Source organism: Paenibacillus sp. FSL K6-0108 (assembly GCF_045040695.1).
Classification (GTDB): Bacteria; Bacillota; Bacilli; order Paenibacillales; family Paenibacillaceae; genus Paenibacillus; species Paenibacillus pabuli_B.
The window spans coordinates 3,198,241-3,215,315 of the sequence record NZ_CP150288.1 but is presented as its reverse complement, the minus strand read 5'-3'; the positions used below and the strand labels follow the sequence as shown (position 1 = coordinate 3,215,315).

At 44.2% G+C, this 17,075-nt stretch carries 10 protein-coding genes; 2 read left to right on the top strand and 8 right to left on the bottom strand.

Going from position 1 to position 17,075, the window contains the following annotated elements:
• Positions 1-375 precede the first annotated feature (375 nt).
• A complete protein-coding gene (cyoE, locus tag MHB49_RS14795) occupies positions 376-1,308 on the top strand; it encodes a heme o synthase (RefSeq protein WP_405156643.1) in 933 nt (310 codons plus the stop codon).
• A gap of 109 nt (positions 1,309-1,417) precedes the next feature.
• Here cyoE and MHB49_RS14790 read toward each other — a convergent pair whose 3' ends face one another.
• From MHB49_RS14790 to MHB49_RS14770, 5 genes are all read right to left on the bottom strand, one after another.
• Positions 1,418-3,187, bottom strand: coding sequence for an ABC transporter ATP-binding protein (locus MHB49_RS14790; RefSeq protein WP_405156642.1), 1,770 nt, complete (start codon positions 3,185-3,187; stop codon positions 1,418-1,420).
• Positions 3,184-4,929 (bottom strand): ABC transporter ATP-binding protein, encoded by a 1,746-nt coding sequence (locus tag MHB49_RS14785; RefSeq protein ID WP_405156641.1) that lies wholly within the window; start codon positions 4,927-4,929, stop codon positions 3,184-3,186. The genes MHB49_RS14790 and MHB49_RS14785 overlap by 4 nt, the downstream gene beginning before the upstream one ends.
• A 144-nt stretch (positions 4,930-5,073) precedes the next feature.
• Positions 5,074-5,805 (bottom strand): Stf0 family sulfotransferase, encoded by a 732-nt coding sequence (locus MHB49_RS14780; RefSeq protein WP_405156640.1) that lies wholly within the window; start codon positions 5,803-5,805, stop codon positions 5,074-5,076.
• A gap of 447 nt (positions 5,806-6,252) precedes the next feature.
• Entirely contained in the window at positions 6,253-7,077 is an 825-nt protein-coding gene (locus MHB49_RS14775; protein ID WP_405156639.1) for a stalk domain-containing protein, read from the bottom strand.
• A gap of 120 nt (positions 7,078-7,197) precedes the next feature.
• Positions 7,198-8,433: an MDR family MFS transporter gene (locus MHB49_RS14770; protein ID WP_405156638.1), complete on the bottom strand. Its 1,236-nt coding sequence runs from the start codon at positions 8,431-8,433 to the stop codon at positions 7,198-7,200.
• A gap of 147 nt (positions 8,434-8,580) precedes the next feature.
• Between MHB49_RS14770 and MHB49_RS14765 the strand changes: the two genes are divergently transcribed.
• Entirely contained in the window at positions 8,581-10,347 is a 1,767-nt protein-coding gene (locus MHB49_RS14765; protein WP_405156637.1) for an ABC transporter substrate-binding protein, read from the top strand.
• Between the two features lie 83 nt (positions 10,348-10,430).
• Here the strand turns inward: MHB49_RS14765 and MHB49_RS14760 are convergent, their stop codons facing one another.
• The 3 genes from MHB49_RS14760 to MHB49_RS14750 all read right to left on the bottom strand — a co-directional run bounded on the left by MHB49_RS14760 (position 10,431) and on the right by MHB49_RS14750 (position 16,632).
• Entirely contained in the window at positions 10,431-13,067 is a 2,637-nt protein-coding gene (locus MHB49_RS14760) for a PAS domain S-box protein (protein ID WP_405156636.1), read from the bottom strand.
• Positions 13,068-13,260: 193 nt separating this feature from the next.
• Positions 13,261-15,645 (bottom strand): polyprenyl synthetase family protein, encoded by a 2,385-nt coding sequence (locus MHB49_RS14755; RefSeq protein ID WP_405156635.1) that lies wholly within the window; start codon positions 15,643-15,645, stop codon positions 13,261-13,263.
• 189 nt (positions 15,646-15,834) lie between these two features.
• Positions 15,835-16,632 (bottom strand): sulfite exporter TauE/SafE family protein, encoded by a 798-nt coding sequence (locus MHB49_RS14750; RefSeq protein WP_405156634.1) that lies wholly within the window; start codon positions 16,630-16,632, stop codon positions 15,835-15,837.
• Positions 16,633-17,075: the final 443 nt, after the last annotated feature.

Genomic DNA, 17,075 nt, shown 5'->3' with positions numbered 1-17,075 from the left:
GATATTCAATATCTTTTATTTCTCCAAAAAAATAGATCCATCCTTGTTCCTTCTTGCGCTTGCTGCTATTCTCTAATAAAAAAAATGCAAGTAGAGATCAATTCAATACTATTAAAGACCCCTTATATCTACAATAACCAAAATAAAATAAACATGCAAGAAGAATATTCATTTTTCTTGTCATGAGCTCTATTCAGAATCTATGATCTGTATCACATAAAATCATTTTTAACAATTGAAAAAAACCGTGTTTTTAAATTGTTCACAATCAAATGACATTATTTTAAATACTAAATCGTTAATTAATTCACATACTACATTGAATGCTATAATAAAACCACGAGATATATAAGTATAGATATAGGAAGTGAGTTCTTGAAAACATTGAATAAAGGGTCACGGCCCGAAATCAGCCTGGAGTATAATAGCTCGATTCCGAAAGTATTTTTTGATACGATCAAGATCGGAATCATCAAATCCAATCTGATTGCCATGTTTGCCGGTTTAAGCTTGGCTTTGTATGTATTTGACGCATCCATTTTAGCGAATATTGTACCCATAATCCTCTCTGTCATCGGGTCTTCCCTGATCATCGGAGCAGCCGGGGTGTTTAACAATTTGTATGATCGGGATATTGATGCGATCATGGAACGCACCAAAACACGTCCGACAGTAACAGGTCGTGTAGATACCAAAAGAGGTTTGATCCTCGGTATTGCCATCACGATAATCGGGGGCATCATGTTGTACATCGCTTCCCCTTCGGCTGCCGTATTCGGTATTTTGGGATTGCTGCTGTATGTATTCCCGTATACGATGTGGACCAAGCGGACAACCGTATATAATACGGAAGTCGGAAGTCTTTCAGGCGCTGTTCCTCCGCTCATCGGTTGGGCAGCCATTTCACCAGAGCTGGGTCATTATGAAATTTGGGCTTTGGTCGTTACCATGCTGTTGTGGCAGATGCCTCACTTCTATGGCATTGCCATCCGGAGATTCGATGAATACAAAGCTGCTGGTGTTCCCATGCTTCCTGTCGTAAAAGGAATCAGACGGACATACATCCAGACGAATGTTTATCTGGTATTGTTATTATTCTCCAGCTTCTTGTTCTGGCCGATGAGTCCGTTCATTGCCATTGTTGCGTTCCTGGTAAGTTTAGCTTGGCTTATTCTTAGTGTGGCAACTTTCGATCGCAAAGAAACCAAGAAATGGTCACATAAGATGTTTATTTTCTCCATTAACCACATCACGATTATTTTCTTGGTCATCATTGCGTATTCATTGATTGCACAACTGATCAAATAAAGATTGACCAATTGAGCAATAATAAAAGCCGTACAGATCTTAACTCTTACGAAAAGAGTTGTCTGTACGGCTTTTTCCATTTGTTATATATCGTAAATTATATCTTATCCTATCCTACTTTAACCGGTGTTTGCTCACCTTGCCAAAGCAGCTGCATCTCTTCATTTGTAGCAAGCAAATCTGATAAGCTGCCTTCGGCCTCAATACGTCCATCCTTCATGACGATAATATGATCTGCCTTGGCAAGTGCTGCTCTGCGGTGAGATACCGCAATACATGTGACATCCGGCTCCTGGAACAATCCCTCCCAGACCTGCTGCTCGGTTTCCACATCCAGCGCACTGGACAGATCATCGAAGATGAACAGGTCCGCTTCCGTCATCAGCATGCGTCCAGTTGCCGCGCGTTGGATCTGACCACCCGACAGCATGACACCTCTTGGACCAACGGACGTTTCGAGTCCTTGATCCAGGTTCTGGATATCCTTATCCATAACAGCCAAACGAATGGCTTTTGCAAGTGCCATATCCGTACGCCCCTGTTTGCCCTGAACGATATTCTCTTTCAGCGTATCACTGAACAGTCGGGGTACTTGCGGCGTATATGCTGCTCTTGGCGGCATCAGGAAGGTAGCGGGATCTACATCTGTACCATTCCAGCGAATCGTGCCTTCCTGTTTGGGCAGCAGTCCAAGAAGTGTGCGGACCAAAGTCGACTTGCCAGAACCGATCCGTCCAGTGATGACCAGAAATTGCCCCCGCTTCACGCGGAAGCTGATATTTTGTATTCCATTTGCAGAATGAGGATATTGGTATGCCAGATTGTTGATTTCCAGCTCTATCAGCTTCTCCTTGGGATCTCTCTGTTCAGCAGTAAGATCAGGCGGATCTTCATTCAAATAAGTCTCTCTGAACTCCATAATCCGGTCTTCCTCACCAGGACGAAACAGGGTTCGCATCCGGTCAAAAGATACTTTAAGCCGTTTATGCTGAAATACCATATATCCAAACAATGAAATACTAAAGCCTATATTGGCAAGATAACTGGTGAATAAGGCAAAATTACCGACGGTAAAATTGCCGGATTTCATCTCGGCTGCACACATGAGAAGAATGAGACCTGTACAGATACTGAGCACATGCTGATTAAGTGATCTCATCCACTGTTTGAACAGATTATCCCGGAGTGCGGCTTGACGACGTTCTTCATTCAATTTGTTAAAGCGAGCAGAGACATGCTCTTCTGCCTGGCCAAGTTTCAGTGCCTGCACAGCCCCAAAGGTTTCGGCAATGAAACTGGTGATTCGACCTGTCGACTCACGATTGACTTGAGCATATCGGCGAGCCCGATTACCAGACAAGTTATTTAGCAGCGTTACGACCACCAGTGGCAAAACAGCTACCAAAGTGATTTTCCAGTTAATATTCGCCATAATGACGATAGATACGATGGCGAACACAAGCCTCCCCCAGAAATCGACCCAGGATTCTACGTACTCAACCACTTCATCCACATCATCTCGAAAGCGACTCATCGCCTCCCCTGGTGAAGCTGGCAAATTACGTCCTGGCCAGCGCATAATGCCAGCGAGCATGTTGGTACGCAGAATGGCCTGAATATGGTAGATATACGTGATCCATGCATAGAATGCAGCAAAAAACGTTCCTACTCTTGCCGCTCTGATTAGAGCAATGAAGATCAATGGAGCTGCCAGCCACATATAATCACTGGACCCCGCTGTTGCGCGGTCAAAAAACCACTGCATCCCGATTCCTATTGCCAGCGGCAAAGAATGAAATATGCACCATGACAATCCGTTAATCAAAAATAGAAACGGCCTGAATCGAAACAAACGGCCTATAAATCCGGTTACAGTCACGCCAATTCCTCCTCTCGCCTCGTAATGAGCAATCTGGCATAATGTGACGCCGGATCACTGGCGAGTTCTTCTCTGGCTCCGAATTCCATTACCTTGCCATCACCCAGCACCATAATTTGATCGACCTTCTCCAAAGTAGCCAGCCGATGTGCAATGATAATCCCCGTACATTGCTTCATCAACTGATCAATGGCAGACTGAAGCATGCTCTCTGTAGCGGCATCCAGCCGTGAGGAAGGCTCATCTAGAATAACCAGACTTGGTTCAGTCAGAAATACTCGCGTCAGGGCAAACAATTGAGCTTCCCCTGCGGACAGTGAAGAGCCACCTGCTTTCAGATGTGTATCCAGCCCTGCGGGCTGTGATTCAATCCAGTGACTTAATCCAAGTCGGTCCGTTGTCTCCTTAATGATCTGATCCGAGACATCCTGGTTAAACAGCGTTAAATTGTCTCGCAGCGTACCGTCAAAGAGCTGTACATCCTGCGTAACCATACCAACCCTACGGTAAAGTGCAGGTAAGGTAAGCTCTGTAATATCTTTGCCACCCACACGGATTGTTCCGCTATCCAGATTGTACAGGCGCAGAAGCACCCGGCTGAGACTTGATTTTCCGCTACCCGTACGCCCGATGATGCCAAGCCGTTCGCCAGGTTTAATGGCAAAGTTAATGTTCTGCAATACAGGTTTATCCTCGTTATAACTGAAGTTCACCTGCTTGAATTCCAGACCAAGCGGCCCTTCTGGCAGCTGATCCTCTTTTCCGTTTTCGATCTCACTGCGCAAAGATAACAGTTCTCTCGACCGAAGCATACCGGATTTTGCCTTCTGAAATTCTTGAACCTGATCGCCCAACATCTCAATCGGATCATTAAGCATCTGTGTGTATTGATAGATCAGAAACAGGGTCCCGATGCTGATGATGCCTTGCATGTAGTAATGAACACCAAGCAAAAGTACCGCCGTGACTGCAAGTGCGAACAGAATGACCGTTGTATTCCATGGCACGACCCGAAGCAGCCAGGCTTTTCTTCCCTTTTGAAATACAACACGCATCGTGCGATAAAATCGATTCATTACATACGGGACATGCCCGTTCGCTTGAACATCTTCAATTCCCGCAATACGCTCTTCAATTAATCCAAACAAGGTTGCACTCGCTTCCCGCTCATTTTTGGAAGAGTTTACTCCCAGATTGCGAATGAACACCATAAACAGAATCGATAACAATGTAAATACCGTCATGACAATTGCAATCGGTACATTTACACTAAACATAAATCCAAGGATCCCGGCAAGCAAAACAAAGCTTCCAACCACCTGCACAATGAACATCGCAAAGAAGTTGGAGATACTCGTCACATCACCATCCACCCGTTCGATCATCTCTCCAGGCGTCTTCACATTATGAAACCGCATATCCAGACGCAAACAATGCTTCAGGAGATCTCCTCGTAATCGGTTCGTTGCCCGCCAGGCAACATCATTCCCCAAATAACTAACGGCTACCGTAATCAGTTGATTGACGACGGCAACAACCAGAAACAATCCGGCAAGCTGAATCAGGTTAGAAAGGACTCCCCCACTTGCGGCTGTGTCAATGAATCGTTTGATAATTTGTGGATTCAGGAGCTGCAGCCCTGTTGACGTTAGCAACATCACCATAAGCAATGCCAATCGGCCCTTGACTGGTTTTAGATATTGCAGCAGCCAGGACATGGAGCGTTTCTCTGTTTTGGGCATGGCCCCTCACCCCTTCGTATAAACAGTTTTATTTCATTTTTGTTTTTGTAATTCAAAGCGTTTTGGCCCCTAACTAAGATGAATCATGCATAATCACAATAAATGCAGCATTTCCAACCCATGAATGAATCTTTCCAAGTATGTTTACCATCTTACATTCTCCCAATCTCTCTGGCATTCTTCCCGAAATCTTTGCACCCATTGTTCGGAAATCTCGTCTGCAATCGGTTCAAAGAATGGGGGCGATACGGTTACACCGTCAGTTTGAATATCCAAAAACTTTAACACATTCATAACGGTCCCTTCGTAATCTTCAATAAAATCCTCATACACAATCGTCAGCGGCACAATGCCTGACTCGGACAGGAAATCTTCAATTGCTGCTTCGCACATGTTACTCTCCACAAGCAGATGCTTAATCGCATCAAAGTTATATTGATCTGCAATATCTTGTAACTGAGGGCTGTCTCCGTGCTTGCGGTGCCATTCACCCGAGACAATCGCCCTCCACCACGACACAGCCAATCTGACTTTGTTGCGACGTGTCATGTAAATATGTTTGGTGCAATTAGGGAAACCCGTACTCCATACCTCAGCACGTGATAATTCTGTTGGCAGACAATAGAGACTGCGGAATGCGTCAATCCATCGTTGTTCAAAATTAATTTTGATTCCGAATACCCCGTTCGACGTTGTTCCACGATCCCAAATCTGCTCCAGATCCTCACGCTTTAATGTGTCTGGGCTCTTATGCTGATAATGCAGCCACTCGTTCGGATATCCTGCGACACCTGTTGAACTTAATGCTTCACTAAGCAGCGTACTGCCTGTTCGTTGGGAAAACCAAATAGTATAACTTTGAGCAGGTCGTTTCATTTCACTGCCTCTCTTTCTCCTCTTGGGGGTAGTTTTATTCCGAATAACACTTCAACATCTCCCTTCCATGTGCAACAAATTGGGTGAAATGCATGCAAAAAAGCCATAGATGAACTAATGTTCATCTACAGCTTGTAACAATAAGAGAACCATATGAAATAAAAAGCGTTTCCAGATTTCTCCTCTGCACGCAATAAGGATGAGCGTCCACGACAGGGGTGCACAAACATGACTGTCTAGACGCCAATTTACAAACCATTGGTTAAGTCACTATGTTCATGCGTATTCAGTTATCGATTCAGAATGCGCCCTGTCTGGAACATGTTCATCTTAACCACCCGTCACACATATTTGTTGTTTATTGTATTCGCTGCACCGTAATCCGTCAAGATAATATTAACTTAATTGTTATTTCCTTCATGCCACTGAACATCATATGCCGTTACTTCAACGATCATAACCCAGATAGGGAATTTCTCTGAGATTAAACATTAACTGATTCACTTTCCATACACCATTACTGTAAACCAGTTCAATATTCCGATCATTTACATAATGGGAATCACCCGTTAGTGTATTTCCGATTACGAACGATTGGGATAACGTCGCTGTTGTAGAGCTTGTATAATAAACGGAAGTCTCTGGAGCATCATACACCATCCAATCACTGACTAGATCCTGCCTCTTGAGAATAAATTGGATTAAATCTTCTGTAAAATAAGGCTTGAAATACGCACCTGCCTGTTTAATCTGAGACAAGCCTGAAATTTCATTCAATTTCTCTGACAAAACATTTAACCGCCCCTGGGTTATTTTCGCAGAATCAGGTATCTGGATCGTATCCTCTTGCATACTTACTATCATGTTTTGATTATTCAGGTGGATGGTTGCCTGTTTCGTTTGTGGGTTCCACTCTAGCTTGGCTCCTAACGTTTGGCTGACAAATCGTAAGGGAACATATGCCGTATTATCAATTAATTCAACAGGAGAATCCATTCCGATTATTCGTTCATTCACTCTCGCATTTTTGAAGTTAGCTACAAGCCAAATTTCTTTATCATCCTTTTTAATTCGAATGCTCTTCCCGTCCTTATACCACGTCACTTCTGCACCCAAGTTGCTGGACACGACCCTCAAAGGAATCAGCACTCGGTTATTGGACAATACTCCAGTCCCAATCTCTAGCGTGGTATCTTCAGCTGAGATCGACGTTGAAAACGCGGCAAACATAATACACGCCAGCAATGTTGAAGTGAGTTTTTTAAATATCATTTGGAACCCCCATGAGGAAATGTTTAACTAATTAACGCTTATTTCTCATTGAAAGTTACCTTTCTCCAAAAAAAGTTAAAAAACCAATACTTATGTGCCGTTCAATTGGCATCGCTTAAGCTAGGCACTTACTTGTATGGGTGTTGTCTCCTTCTCCCTGACGACAAGGCGCTTATGCGCTACGATGAGAAAAGGCAGTCCAAGTGCAGTAGTCAGGGCCAGCGGTACAAAAACGAACAGACCATTCCCCGTCCCAAATTGGGTTAATAACAGCCCTCCCAGAATCGGCGCCATGACGCTGCCAAGGTTATTGAATCCAATGGTGCCAAAGTACGTCCCTTTCCATTCCGGTTTGGCAATACGGTCAATCAGCATATCCATCATGGTGAACATGAGCACTTCCCCAACAGTGAACAGAATGACACTGATCATCAATACCGTAACGCTTGTTGCGATGCCAAAGAGGAACAAGCTTGTAGCGACCAGCACGTTTCCAAGAATGAGGGGTACAACCGGCGGAAATTTGCTGGCAACCTTCACAATCGGGAATTGGATTACAAGTACAGTCAACGCATTGAGTGAAAGCATATAGGAAAACACTTGACTTCCATGTTCAAAAAGAGGATTCCGGGCAACATACTGAGCCAAGGTCGAGCTAAAATGCCCATACCCGAGCACGCAGAAAGTAGTCCCGATAAGTACTGGCAAAAATACACGGTCACGTCCGGTGGTAGCGAGCGCATCTCGTAACCGGGGTGCAGCGACCTGGACATGTTCCGGCAAATTTGCGTGCTGCAATCGAAATTGCAGGAACAAAACCAGGCCGTAAACGATGTATACCATTCCGGAGATCATAAACGGAAACGTAGACTCCGCCGATCCGAGCTGAAGACCAATAATCGGTCCAAACACGACACCCAAATTAATGGCCGCATATCTGAGATTGAAGACAAGCAGTTTATTCTGAGGTGATGTAATATCCGATAGCAGTGCACGTGACGTAGGCTCAAACACGGCGCGGCATAAACCGTTTAACGTATTGGCCACAAAGAATACCCACAGATGTTCTGCTGCGGAAAAAATGAAAAACACACATGCCCAGCCAAATACGGAGACCATCATGACCTTTTTGCGGCCGATTCGATCCGATATGTATCCTCCGTAAAAGCTGACCATGACCCCTGCCAGAGAACTGACCGCAACGGTAATGCCCGTTTGAGTTGGACTAGCTCCCAGTACCTGAGTCAGATAAATCGATAAAAACGGGATGCTCATGGATGTAACAAGACGTCCAAACATCGTTCCAACAATGATTGTCCAGGCTAAAGGGTGAATTTGACGTAAATGTTGCTTCATGCGTATGGTTCTCCTGTTCTAGATGTTTTTGTCTCAGATGGGCTACCTTTGCCCTATCCCTTTATGTATAATTGTATGGATCAAAGGGGGAAATAAAAGTGTAAGAAAATGAGAACCCATTTCACCTTTTATGAAGGAGACTTTCATATGGATACAGCAACAACCCACTATCTGCGTCTCGCCACAGCAAAAGAACTTTCTCTTCAATTTCTTGAAGCGGTTCCTGTAACGATCGACAGCCTTTCCGCTGCCCTGTGCTGTACTCCACGCAATGTGAAGTTTATTCTGCGCAAGCTGGAGGAACAAGGGTTTATTCACTGGCAGCCCGGGCGAGGCCGGGGGCATCGCTCTGAGATGACATTGCTGCGCAGTGTGAATGAGGCGCTTGAGGAGAGCTTTTTGGAACTTATGGGCAGAGGTAAAATGAAGGAAGCGATCGAATTGATCGGCAGCACAGAGAAGAACGACGCTCTTCGGGAACGGCTGCTGAATTCATTGAATAAACAGATGGGATTCCACAGTCATGTTGAAACGGCTTCCGGTCAGGACGTGCTTCGCATGGTGAGGTCACGAAGATTGGCAGACCTTGACCCTGCTTTTGTGTATACTGCTTTTGAAACCTATCTGCTAGGACAGGTATGCAGCACACTAATCACCTATGACCTCAAAACGGGAACTTTCCTGCCGGATCTGGCGCATATGTGGGAGTACAACGAGGATCAAAGCATTTGGATCTTTTATCTGCGCAAGGGTGTGCGATTCCACCATGGTCGTGTAATGACATCCCGGGATGTCCAAGCTACATTGCAGCGCTTGCGCACTGTAGACAGTCCATTCATTTGGCTATACCGGGATATTGAGCGTACTGAAGTTGTCGGGGATTACTGCATTCGTTTTTATTTAAGTCGGCCTAATCGTTTTTTCCTGAACTTGCTTAGTTGTGTCTCCATGACAATTCTCCCCTATGATGTCGATGTAACCCAACAATTGATCGGTACTGGACCTTTTCGGATCAATGAAATAAATGAAACGGTGCTGAGCATAAGCGCATTCGATGCCTATTATGGAATCCGTCCTCATCTGGATCGAGTAGATATTTGGTTTGTCCCGAATCTGGGTCCTTATGAACGTCATTATGAATTGCCGGGAACAGACCGACTGAAGTTGGCTACAGACGATGCAGGGACTAACAGTATTGACTATCCAGCTACAGGATGCCGATACATGATGATTAATTTTCGCAAAGCCGGTATACACCATCAACTGGAATTTCGACAAGCCATGCGAATGGTTTTTGATCCAGTCGCTTTGGTAAGAGAACTGGGCAGCAACCGAATTACGCCGGCAAACAGCTTTCTCCCCTGGAAAAGTGCTGAGCAGGCTTGGTGCGAATCGTCTCTTGATGATGCCCGTGAGCTGCTGCGCAGCAGCGGATATCAAGGGGAAAAGCTCATACTGGCATATACCGTGGCTAAAGATCAGAAAGAAGCAGAGTGGCTTAAGCAGCGCGGAGCCACAATCGGCTTATGTATTGAGTTACAGCCCTTCGTTGAATACCCCAATGTAAGGGAAACTAGCGAGGCCAACTTCATTATTGCAGAAGAAATTTTGGAAGATGACTGGCAATTCGGGATGATTAATTTTTTCATAAACAAGCGTAACTATTTTCATATTTGTTTATCTCCCGCTATACAGTCCATTTTATATCGAAAAATGGAGAATTTCCTGGAGCAGAATGAAGAGCAAAGGTCGATTCTGCTTAATGAAGCCGAGGATTTGCTTCGGGATAACTGCTGGATATTGTACGGCTGCCACATGAATAAAAAAGCGCTGCTGAATCAAAGTCTCTTTGGACTTCATACCGCTGAGTTCGGCTTCATGGATATCTCCAAACTATGGATCAAAAATCAATAGTTTGGCATTCCGGGAAAGCAAATGCCAAAAAAAGCCGCTAACTTATTTATCGATAAGTTAGCGGCTCAACAGGCATTACAAGATCATGAACGGTCCGTTTGTTTCTTGATTTTGTGAAACTCCTCTATCACTTGCATAATGGATTCACTTTTAATAGGTTTGGTCACATAAGCATCCATTCCAGCCTTCAGACACTTGTCCATATCCCCTCTCACCGCGTTCGCAGTAACGGCCACAATATATGGACATAGGTCTGGTGCCAGGGCTTCCTTAATTGCTTTGGTCGCTTCAAATCCATTCAGTCGAGGCATGTGCACGTCCATAAAAATAATATCATACCTATTTCTTTTAACAGCCTCCACAGCTTCTACACCGTTCTCCACATAATCCACGAGATGTCCTTTTCTCTCAATCATTCGGCGCAGGACAAGCTGGTTCACTTCATTGTCTTCTGCAATCAGAATTCGCAATACATCCATCTTATTCTTTTTAAGTTGAAGGTCGTAATTGTTCATTTCCTCGATCGTATTGATTTTAAAGGAAACTGTAAAAACAAATGTTGTCCCGGGATCACTGGACTCTTCAATCCAGATATCTCCCCCCATAAGCTCGATCAGTTTCTTGCTGATCGCCAGCCCAAGGCCTGTACCTTGAGGCTTGCGAGACATGAAGTTCTCCAATTGGTAGAAGGCTTCAAATAGATGCCCTCTCTTCTCAGCCGGGATTCCAATCCCCGTATCTATCACTTTGAATTGAAATTGAACATCATTATATTCTTGTCCAATCACCTTTACTTCGATTTCCACACTGCCTTCCAAGGTGAACTTCACAGCATTCCCTATGATGTTGGTGAGGACCTGTTTAAGACGGTAAGCATCACCGAATACGGGAGTAGGAATGGCATCGTCCAGGCTAAGACGAAGATCCAGCTGCTTCTCTCGGACCATTGGTGTTACGATATTAACCGTCTCGGTCACGATTTCTCTGAGATCAAAGGGTTCATCCACCAAATCGGTTTTGCCCGACTCTATTTTGGAAAAGTCCAGAATATCATTAATGATTGCAAGCAGCGAATCCCCGCTCTTTTGGATGATCTCAATGTATTCCTTTTGTTCTCCGCTGAGTCCAGGTGTATCCAGAAGCAAATCCGTCATTCCGATCACCCCGTTCATGGGAGTACGGATCTCGTGGCTCATCATCGCTAAAAATTCACTCTTAGCCTTGTTCATTCGTTCCGCAGTTTCTTTGGCTACAAGCAATTTTTTCTGCTCTGTAATATCCTTTGCAATCAGGTAAAAACCTACGTTTTGTTCATTAATAATGATGGGAGCAAGCGTTGCCAGCACTTCTGTCTCCGAACCATCAATGTGCTGAATGGCATTGATTTCTTTTTCAGCCAGCTCATAATGACTATTAAGGATCAGTCCAAGATGATACAGCCCGATAAACCTAGATATGCTAGTTCCGATCATTTCCACAACCGGACATCCCGTCATTTTTATGGCTACCGGATTGGCATTTATGATATTGCCGCTCATGTCAAAAGAAATGATGGCATCATGATTATATTTTTTGAGTGAAGTATAGCGTTCCACCGATTCCTGCAGTTTGAATTCAACAAGTTTACGCTCCGTGATATCCTGCAATGTACCATTCAACTGTATCGGTTGTTGATCTTCATCATAGGTAATTAAGCCTCGTAGATGAAGATACTTTTGCTTACCGTCTGACCCCAGATGCCGATATTCAAAATCAAGCGGCTCTCCTTTTTTCACCGTTTCGATACATTTCTTCAAACGCTGTTCCTGTGATGGCTCCATGCAGGCAAAGATCTCACTGGCTGTATAGGTTTTGTTACTGTCTATTTCAAAAATCTCATATATTTGACCCGACATTGAAACATGGCCGCTCAGCATGTCCCACTCCCAACTGCCGATCATAGCAATCCGTTCAGCTTCTGCGCTAATAGCCTCATGTTTCTTTCTCTCCGATATGTCCCGACCAATGGCCAGAATCTGTTGTTCTTGCCCTGGGTCACCGATAACCTTATATGTGGTCTCAAACCAGAGGTTATGCCCTTCTTTGTGACGAACCTGTATGTCCATCAGATGTCCTTTGCTCAAATCGATCTGCGAAGACTCTTCCATATTCTGCGGATGGAAAATGAGGGTATTGTCATTCCCAACCACTTCTTCCGGCGAATAACCAAGCAAATTATATACGGAAGGCGAACAGTAGCGACAAACACCGTCAAAGGTAGCAATATATATGATTTCCTGGGCATTGTCGGAGATAAGTTTGAACATTTCTTCCGTTTGGAGAAGTTTTTGTTCGGTTGCTTTTCGATTCGTAATATCCACAACATGACAAATAAAATAAAGAGGCTCATTTTTGATTTCATTTCGAGCCAATGTTACATGTAACGATACCCATAAAATATCACCATTTTTTTGAATATAACGCTTTTCATATCTGTGCTCTTTCGTTTTGGCATCACAAAGCCCACGCTCATAGACCATGTCCTGTGCTGAATCATCAGGATGGGTGATATCTTTATAGTGATGTCCTATTAATTCTTCAGCTGTATAACCCACCATACTGCAAAAAACAGGATTCACCTTCATCCACTGGCCTGTTGGAGCAACAAGTGCAATCCCAATAGGTGCTTGATTATAAATCTGCTCAAACAATTCGTGATGATCGACCTTTTGAACCTGCATCTTTAGCTCTCCTTTTGGTGTATAAACACAATATTTGCTTAATACCCGATTTTTCAATTGTTGAAACATCTTATATTCTAAAAGTTTGTGTCATTAAAGCAAAATAAGACCTGGATTCTATATGTATCGAATCCAGGCACATTTTTTTATTTTCTATAACCATGCTGAGCATGGGATCAGTCAGGTAAAGATCTCAACGCTCCCGTCCAATGATATAGTCTAACAGATGTCTCAGAAAAGAAATAGGCTTTGGCATTTCGTTCAGCGCATCGGTTGCACGACAATAGTGCTCCCACATCTCTTTCTTGGCGCCGTCTTCACCCAGAATGGATACAAAGGTTGAACTGTTGTTTCGCACATCCTGACCTGCTGGTTTACCGAGTACCCGGTGATCTCCCTCCAGATCCAGCAAATCATCCTTAATTTGAAAGGCGATGCCCGCATGATATGCAAACTTCATTAAGGATGCAATCTCCGCTTCCTTCACCTTGGCCAGAATGGCTGGCATCACAAGTGCCGCCTCGAAAGCAATGCCTGTTTTGTAGAAACAGATCATATTCAATTGTTCCAGAGTCAGCGTTTTTCCTTTGGCGTTCAGATCCATCGCCTGCCCCATACACATGTCCTCGGCTTTTTCAGCAGAATATTGAATCAGGGTGAGTACGGTTGCGGCATCAAACTGATTGAGTGAAGATTGCTCACCAATGGCTTTTTGGATAAGAAATAGACCTGTTAATTCTGCTGTCGCACTGTTGTGCACCTGATGCAAAGTGGAACGCCCCCGCCTGGTTGAAGCATTATCCTGGGTCGGCAGATCATCAAAAATTAATGAAGCGGTATGCATGTATTCCAGTGATCTCAGAAGAGGCATGATAGACGATTCATGCAGGCCATATTCACGCACACCCATCACCCAGGTCAGAATCGGCCTTAGCCGCTTCCCATCTCCCTGTAGGCTGTAATTTGCTGCATCAATAAGCGTACCTTTCATCTCTGGAAGTCCGCTCGACTTGGATATCTGCAATTCAATATTGATCTGTTCACGAACCGTGCGAATTGTATCCAGAAAATCCTGTTTTTCCTGTTTATCATTCTTCAATTGGAGGATGACCTGATCCCGCAGCAATTTATCCAGGAAATCCACATCATCGGCTTTTCGCACCATTTGCTGAATTAGACGATTAAATTCTGGTTGTCCGGAGGCGAAGATGTTCATCACTTCGCTATATTGTTCTTGACCCAAACGCTCTTTACAACGTTTAAGACCATTTATAGCACGATCCAGTATGACCTCACGGGTCTTTGCATCCGAATGGTATACCTCATGAATCAGATAAGAGATAACCGCCCAGTATAATTCATACGGATTGATCAGATCGGGCCGCAGGTCACGATAGTTCAGATAGTAAGTAAACGGGGTTACTGCTCCTTCCTTCATATCGTCAAACATATCAGCGAAATCGTCCGCAAGCTGATTATATATGCCATAGTAGAACGTCCGTAGATCAAAACCTTCATCCACTGATGCACTAAGCACGGAACGAACAATGAGTCTGGAGGAGGAGGATTTAATAATAATCGGGATATACAGTTCTTCATTCGAATAATTCGCATTGGATAGCTGCTTGGCCCGGTCTATTTCCTGAGATTGAAAAAATGCATAAGATTGCTCGAAGAACGTGCGCTGCATCTCAGGGCGCTGGTAGTTCTTGATATACTCGAACGCATCACGCAGCTCGGCATGAACGTATTGAATGATGTTGAGGTTGTCTCCCTTCCATTCGTCAAGATCCGGCACGACACCAGTGAGAAGCGCATTCCGGATCAGGAGAGAATACTGCTCCTTCTCTTGTGCAGTCAACGCCTGCGAATCAAGCAGGTCATCAATAAAGGGATAGGTCAGCCCGTAAGAATAACCGAGCCGTATCGCAGCATCCAGTCTCTCAGAACGCTCTGCCCGAGGAGTCTCATCACTCATATCATCGTAGACATGCAGAACAACGCCGAGGATGATCTTGAGCAGCTTGCGTTGTGCCTGTTCTGCATCCAATTCTTTGGGAATATTGGAAGCCACATTTTTTAATTTTCCGGTTACCCAGATAACTGCTGCTTCCACGTTCTCCTTCTGAGCCCAACGATACAAGGCGGCCAAACTGACATAATCCGGGCTTCCTTTGGGGTCAATTGTATTTGAACGCATAAAGTATGCTTTGGTATCCTCAGCGACACGCTGAATGCGTGCCTGTGTATCTGAGGAATCCAGTGCTTTGCCCAGATCTCGCATATAAATGTAGGAAATACTGCGATTCAGGTAATCATCCAGTTTGCCTGTAACATTCAGCCAATGGATGTATCTATGAGCATCCCGGGAATCCGGTTTTCTTTGATTTGGTGACAAAAAAGATAACCAGGAAAACGGTTGGATATGTGTTTTTTGCCATAAGTGAATATCTTGCGTTAACGTTGTGATATACGTATTATCCATTAGTTGCTCATGAAGAGAAGTAAAATACGCAGCTGCCTTCTGCTCAGCCTGCCGATATCCTGTATCAGCCTGATCTGTAAGTACGTTATTCATAGGATGGATACCTCAACTTCTCATAATGTTAAACATGTATCCATGAAAGGAGTTTGAGGGTGCTCCATGGACGAAAACTGATGTGAATTCATGCAACAACAAATTCGCCAGCTCATGTTCATAACCTTTATACGGCATTTCATCCGTTTGGTTACGAAATCGTCATGGTCGCTTCTATCCTATGCGGTTTTACAAAATGGAAGACCAGACCTTTACTGCTGTAAAGGCGATAAGAACCATCAGTCCATAACGAAGCAGTCTCACATTAATCATCGAACTCACTTTGGAACCTAGTGAAGCTCCAAGCAGACTCCCGATAACCGTATAAATGATGGGCTCCAGCGGAATGTCTCCACCCAAAATCTTTCCTACCACCCCGCCAATGGCGGAGATGAACACAATCGCAAGTGAAGAAGCGATGGTCGTCCGGGTAGGGATTCGAAGCACGGTGAGCATGATCGGAATCAATATAAAAGCACCACCCGCACCAACAATTCCTGAGACAACTCCCACGGCAAGAGCGGATCCTGCTGCAACATAGGTGTTAAATACCAAGTGTCCTCCCGAGCCTTCTGTTCCCTTCCCAGGGATCAGCATGAGCATAATCGCGATAATAGCCAGAATGCCATAGATCAGATTGATGACTTCTTCATTCAGATGACCGGAAATAAAGCCGCCAATCAGACTGCCGACAAGAATACTGGAGCCCATATAAGCGACCAGACCTTTATGAATGAAAGCTTCGCTCTTATTCCCATTCCTTGTCCTCCTAAGGTAAGCAATCACACCAGCAAGTGAGGCAAAAAACACCTGAAACATGCTGATCGAGGACACCTCATGTGCCGAGAACGGTTCCAGTCCCATGAGAGAAGGTACATACAACAACAGCGGATAATTAATTATGGCTCCACCAATACCCAACAAACCGGAGAAGAAGGAACCGATCAGACCCAGTATAAACATGATGACAAAAAGCAGAGTATCCATCGGTTTTTCTTCCTTTCTTGCGGTGTAAAAATGATGCAAAAAAACAGTATACGCAGTTAAAATAATCGGCTATAATAAAAACCAAGTAAATTAATCCGAAATGAGTGATTAAGCATGTTTAACGTGTTGAAGACTCTTTTTGAAAATAAATGCCCGCTGTGCAACGAAAAATTACAAGTTCACAGTGATGCGTTATGCGCTACAAAAACATGCTCCCAATGTCACTACAAAGAAGAGAGCTATGGCTCTCTCGGTGTGCGTATTGTCTATGACACCACAAAATGATAAAAGACGCATGCCTGCTTATTGTATCATGTTCTCCAAACTACCGGGATGACTATATAAAATTATTTTCATAATGAATGTTCGTCTTATATTGAACACAAAAAAACGGTGCGGAACGATTTATTCGTTCTGCACCGTTTTTCCTTTATTTTTCGGAG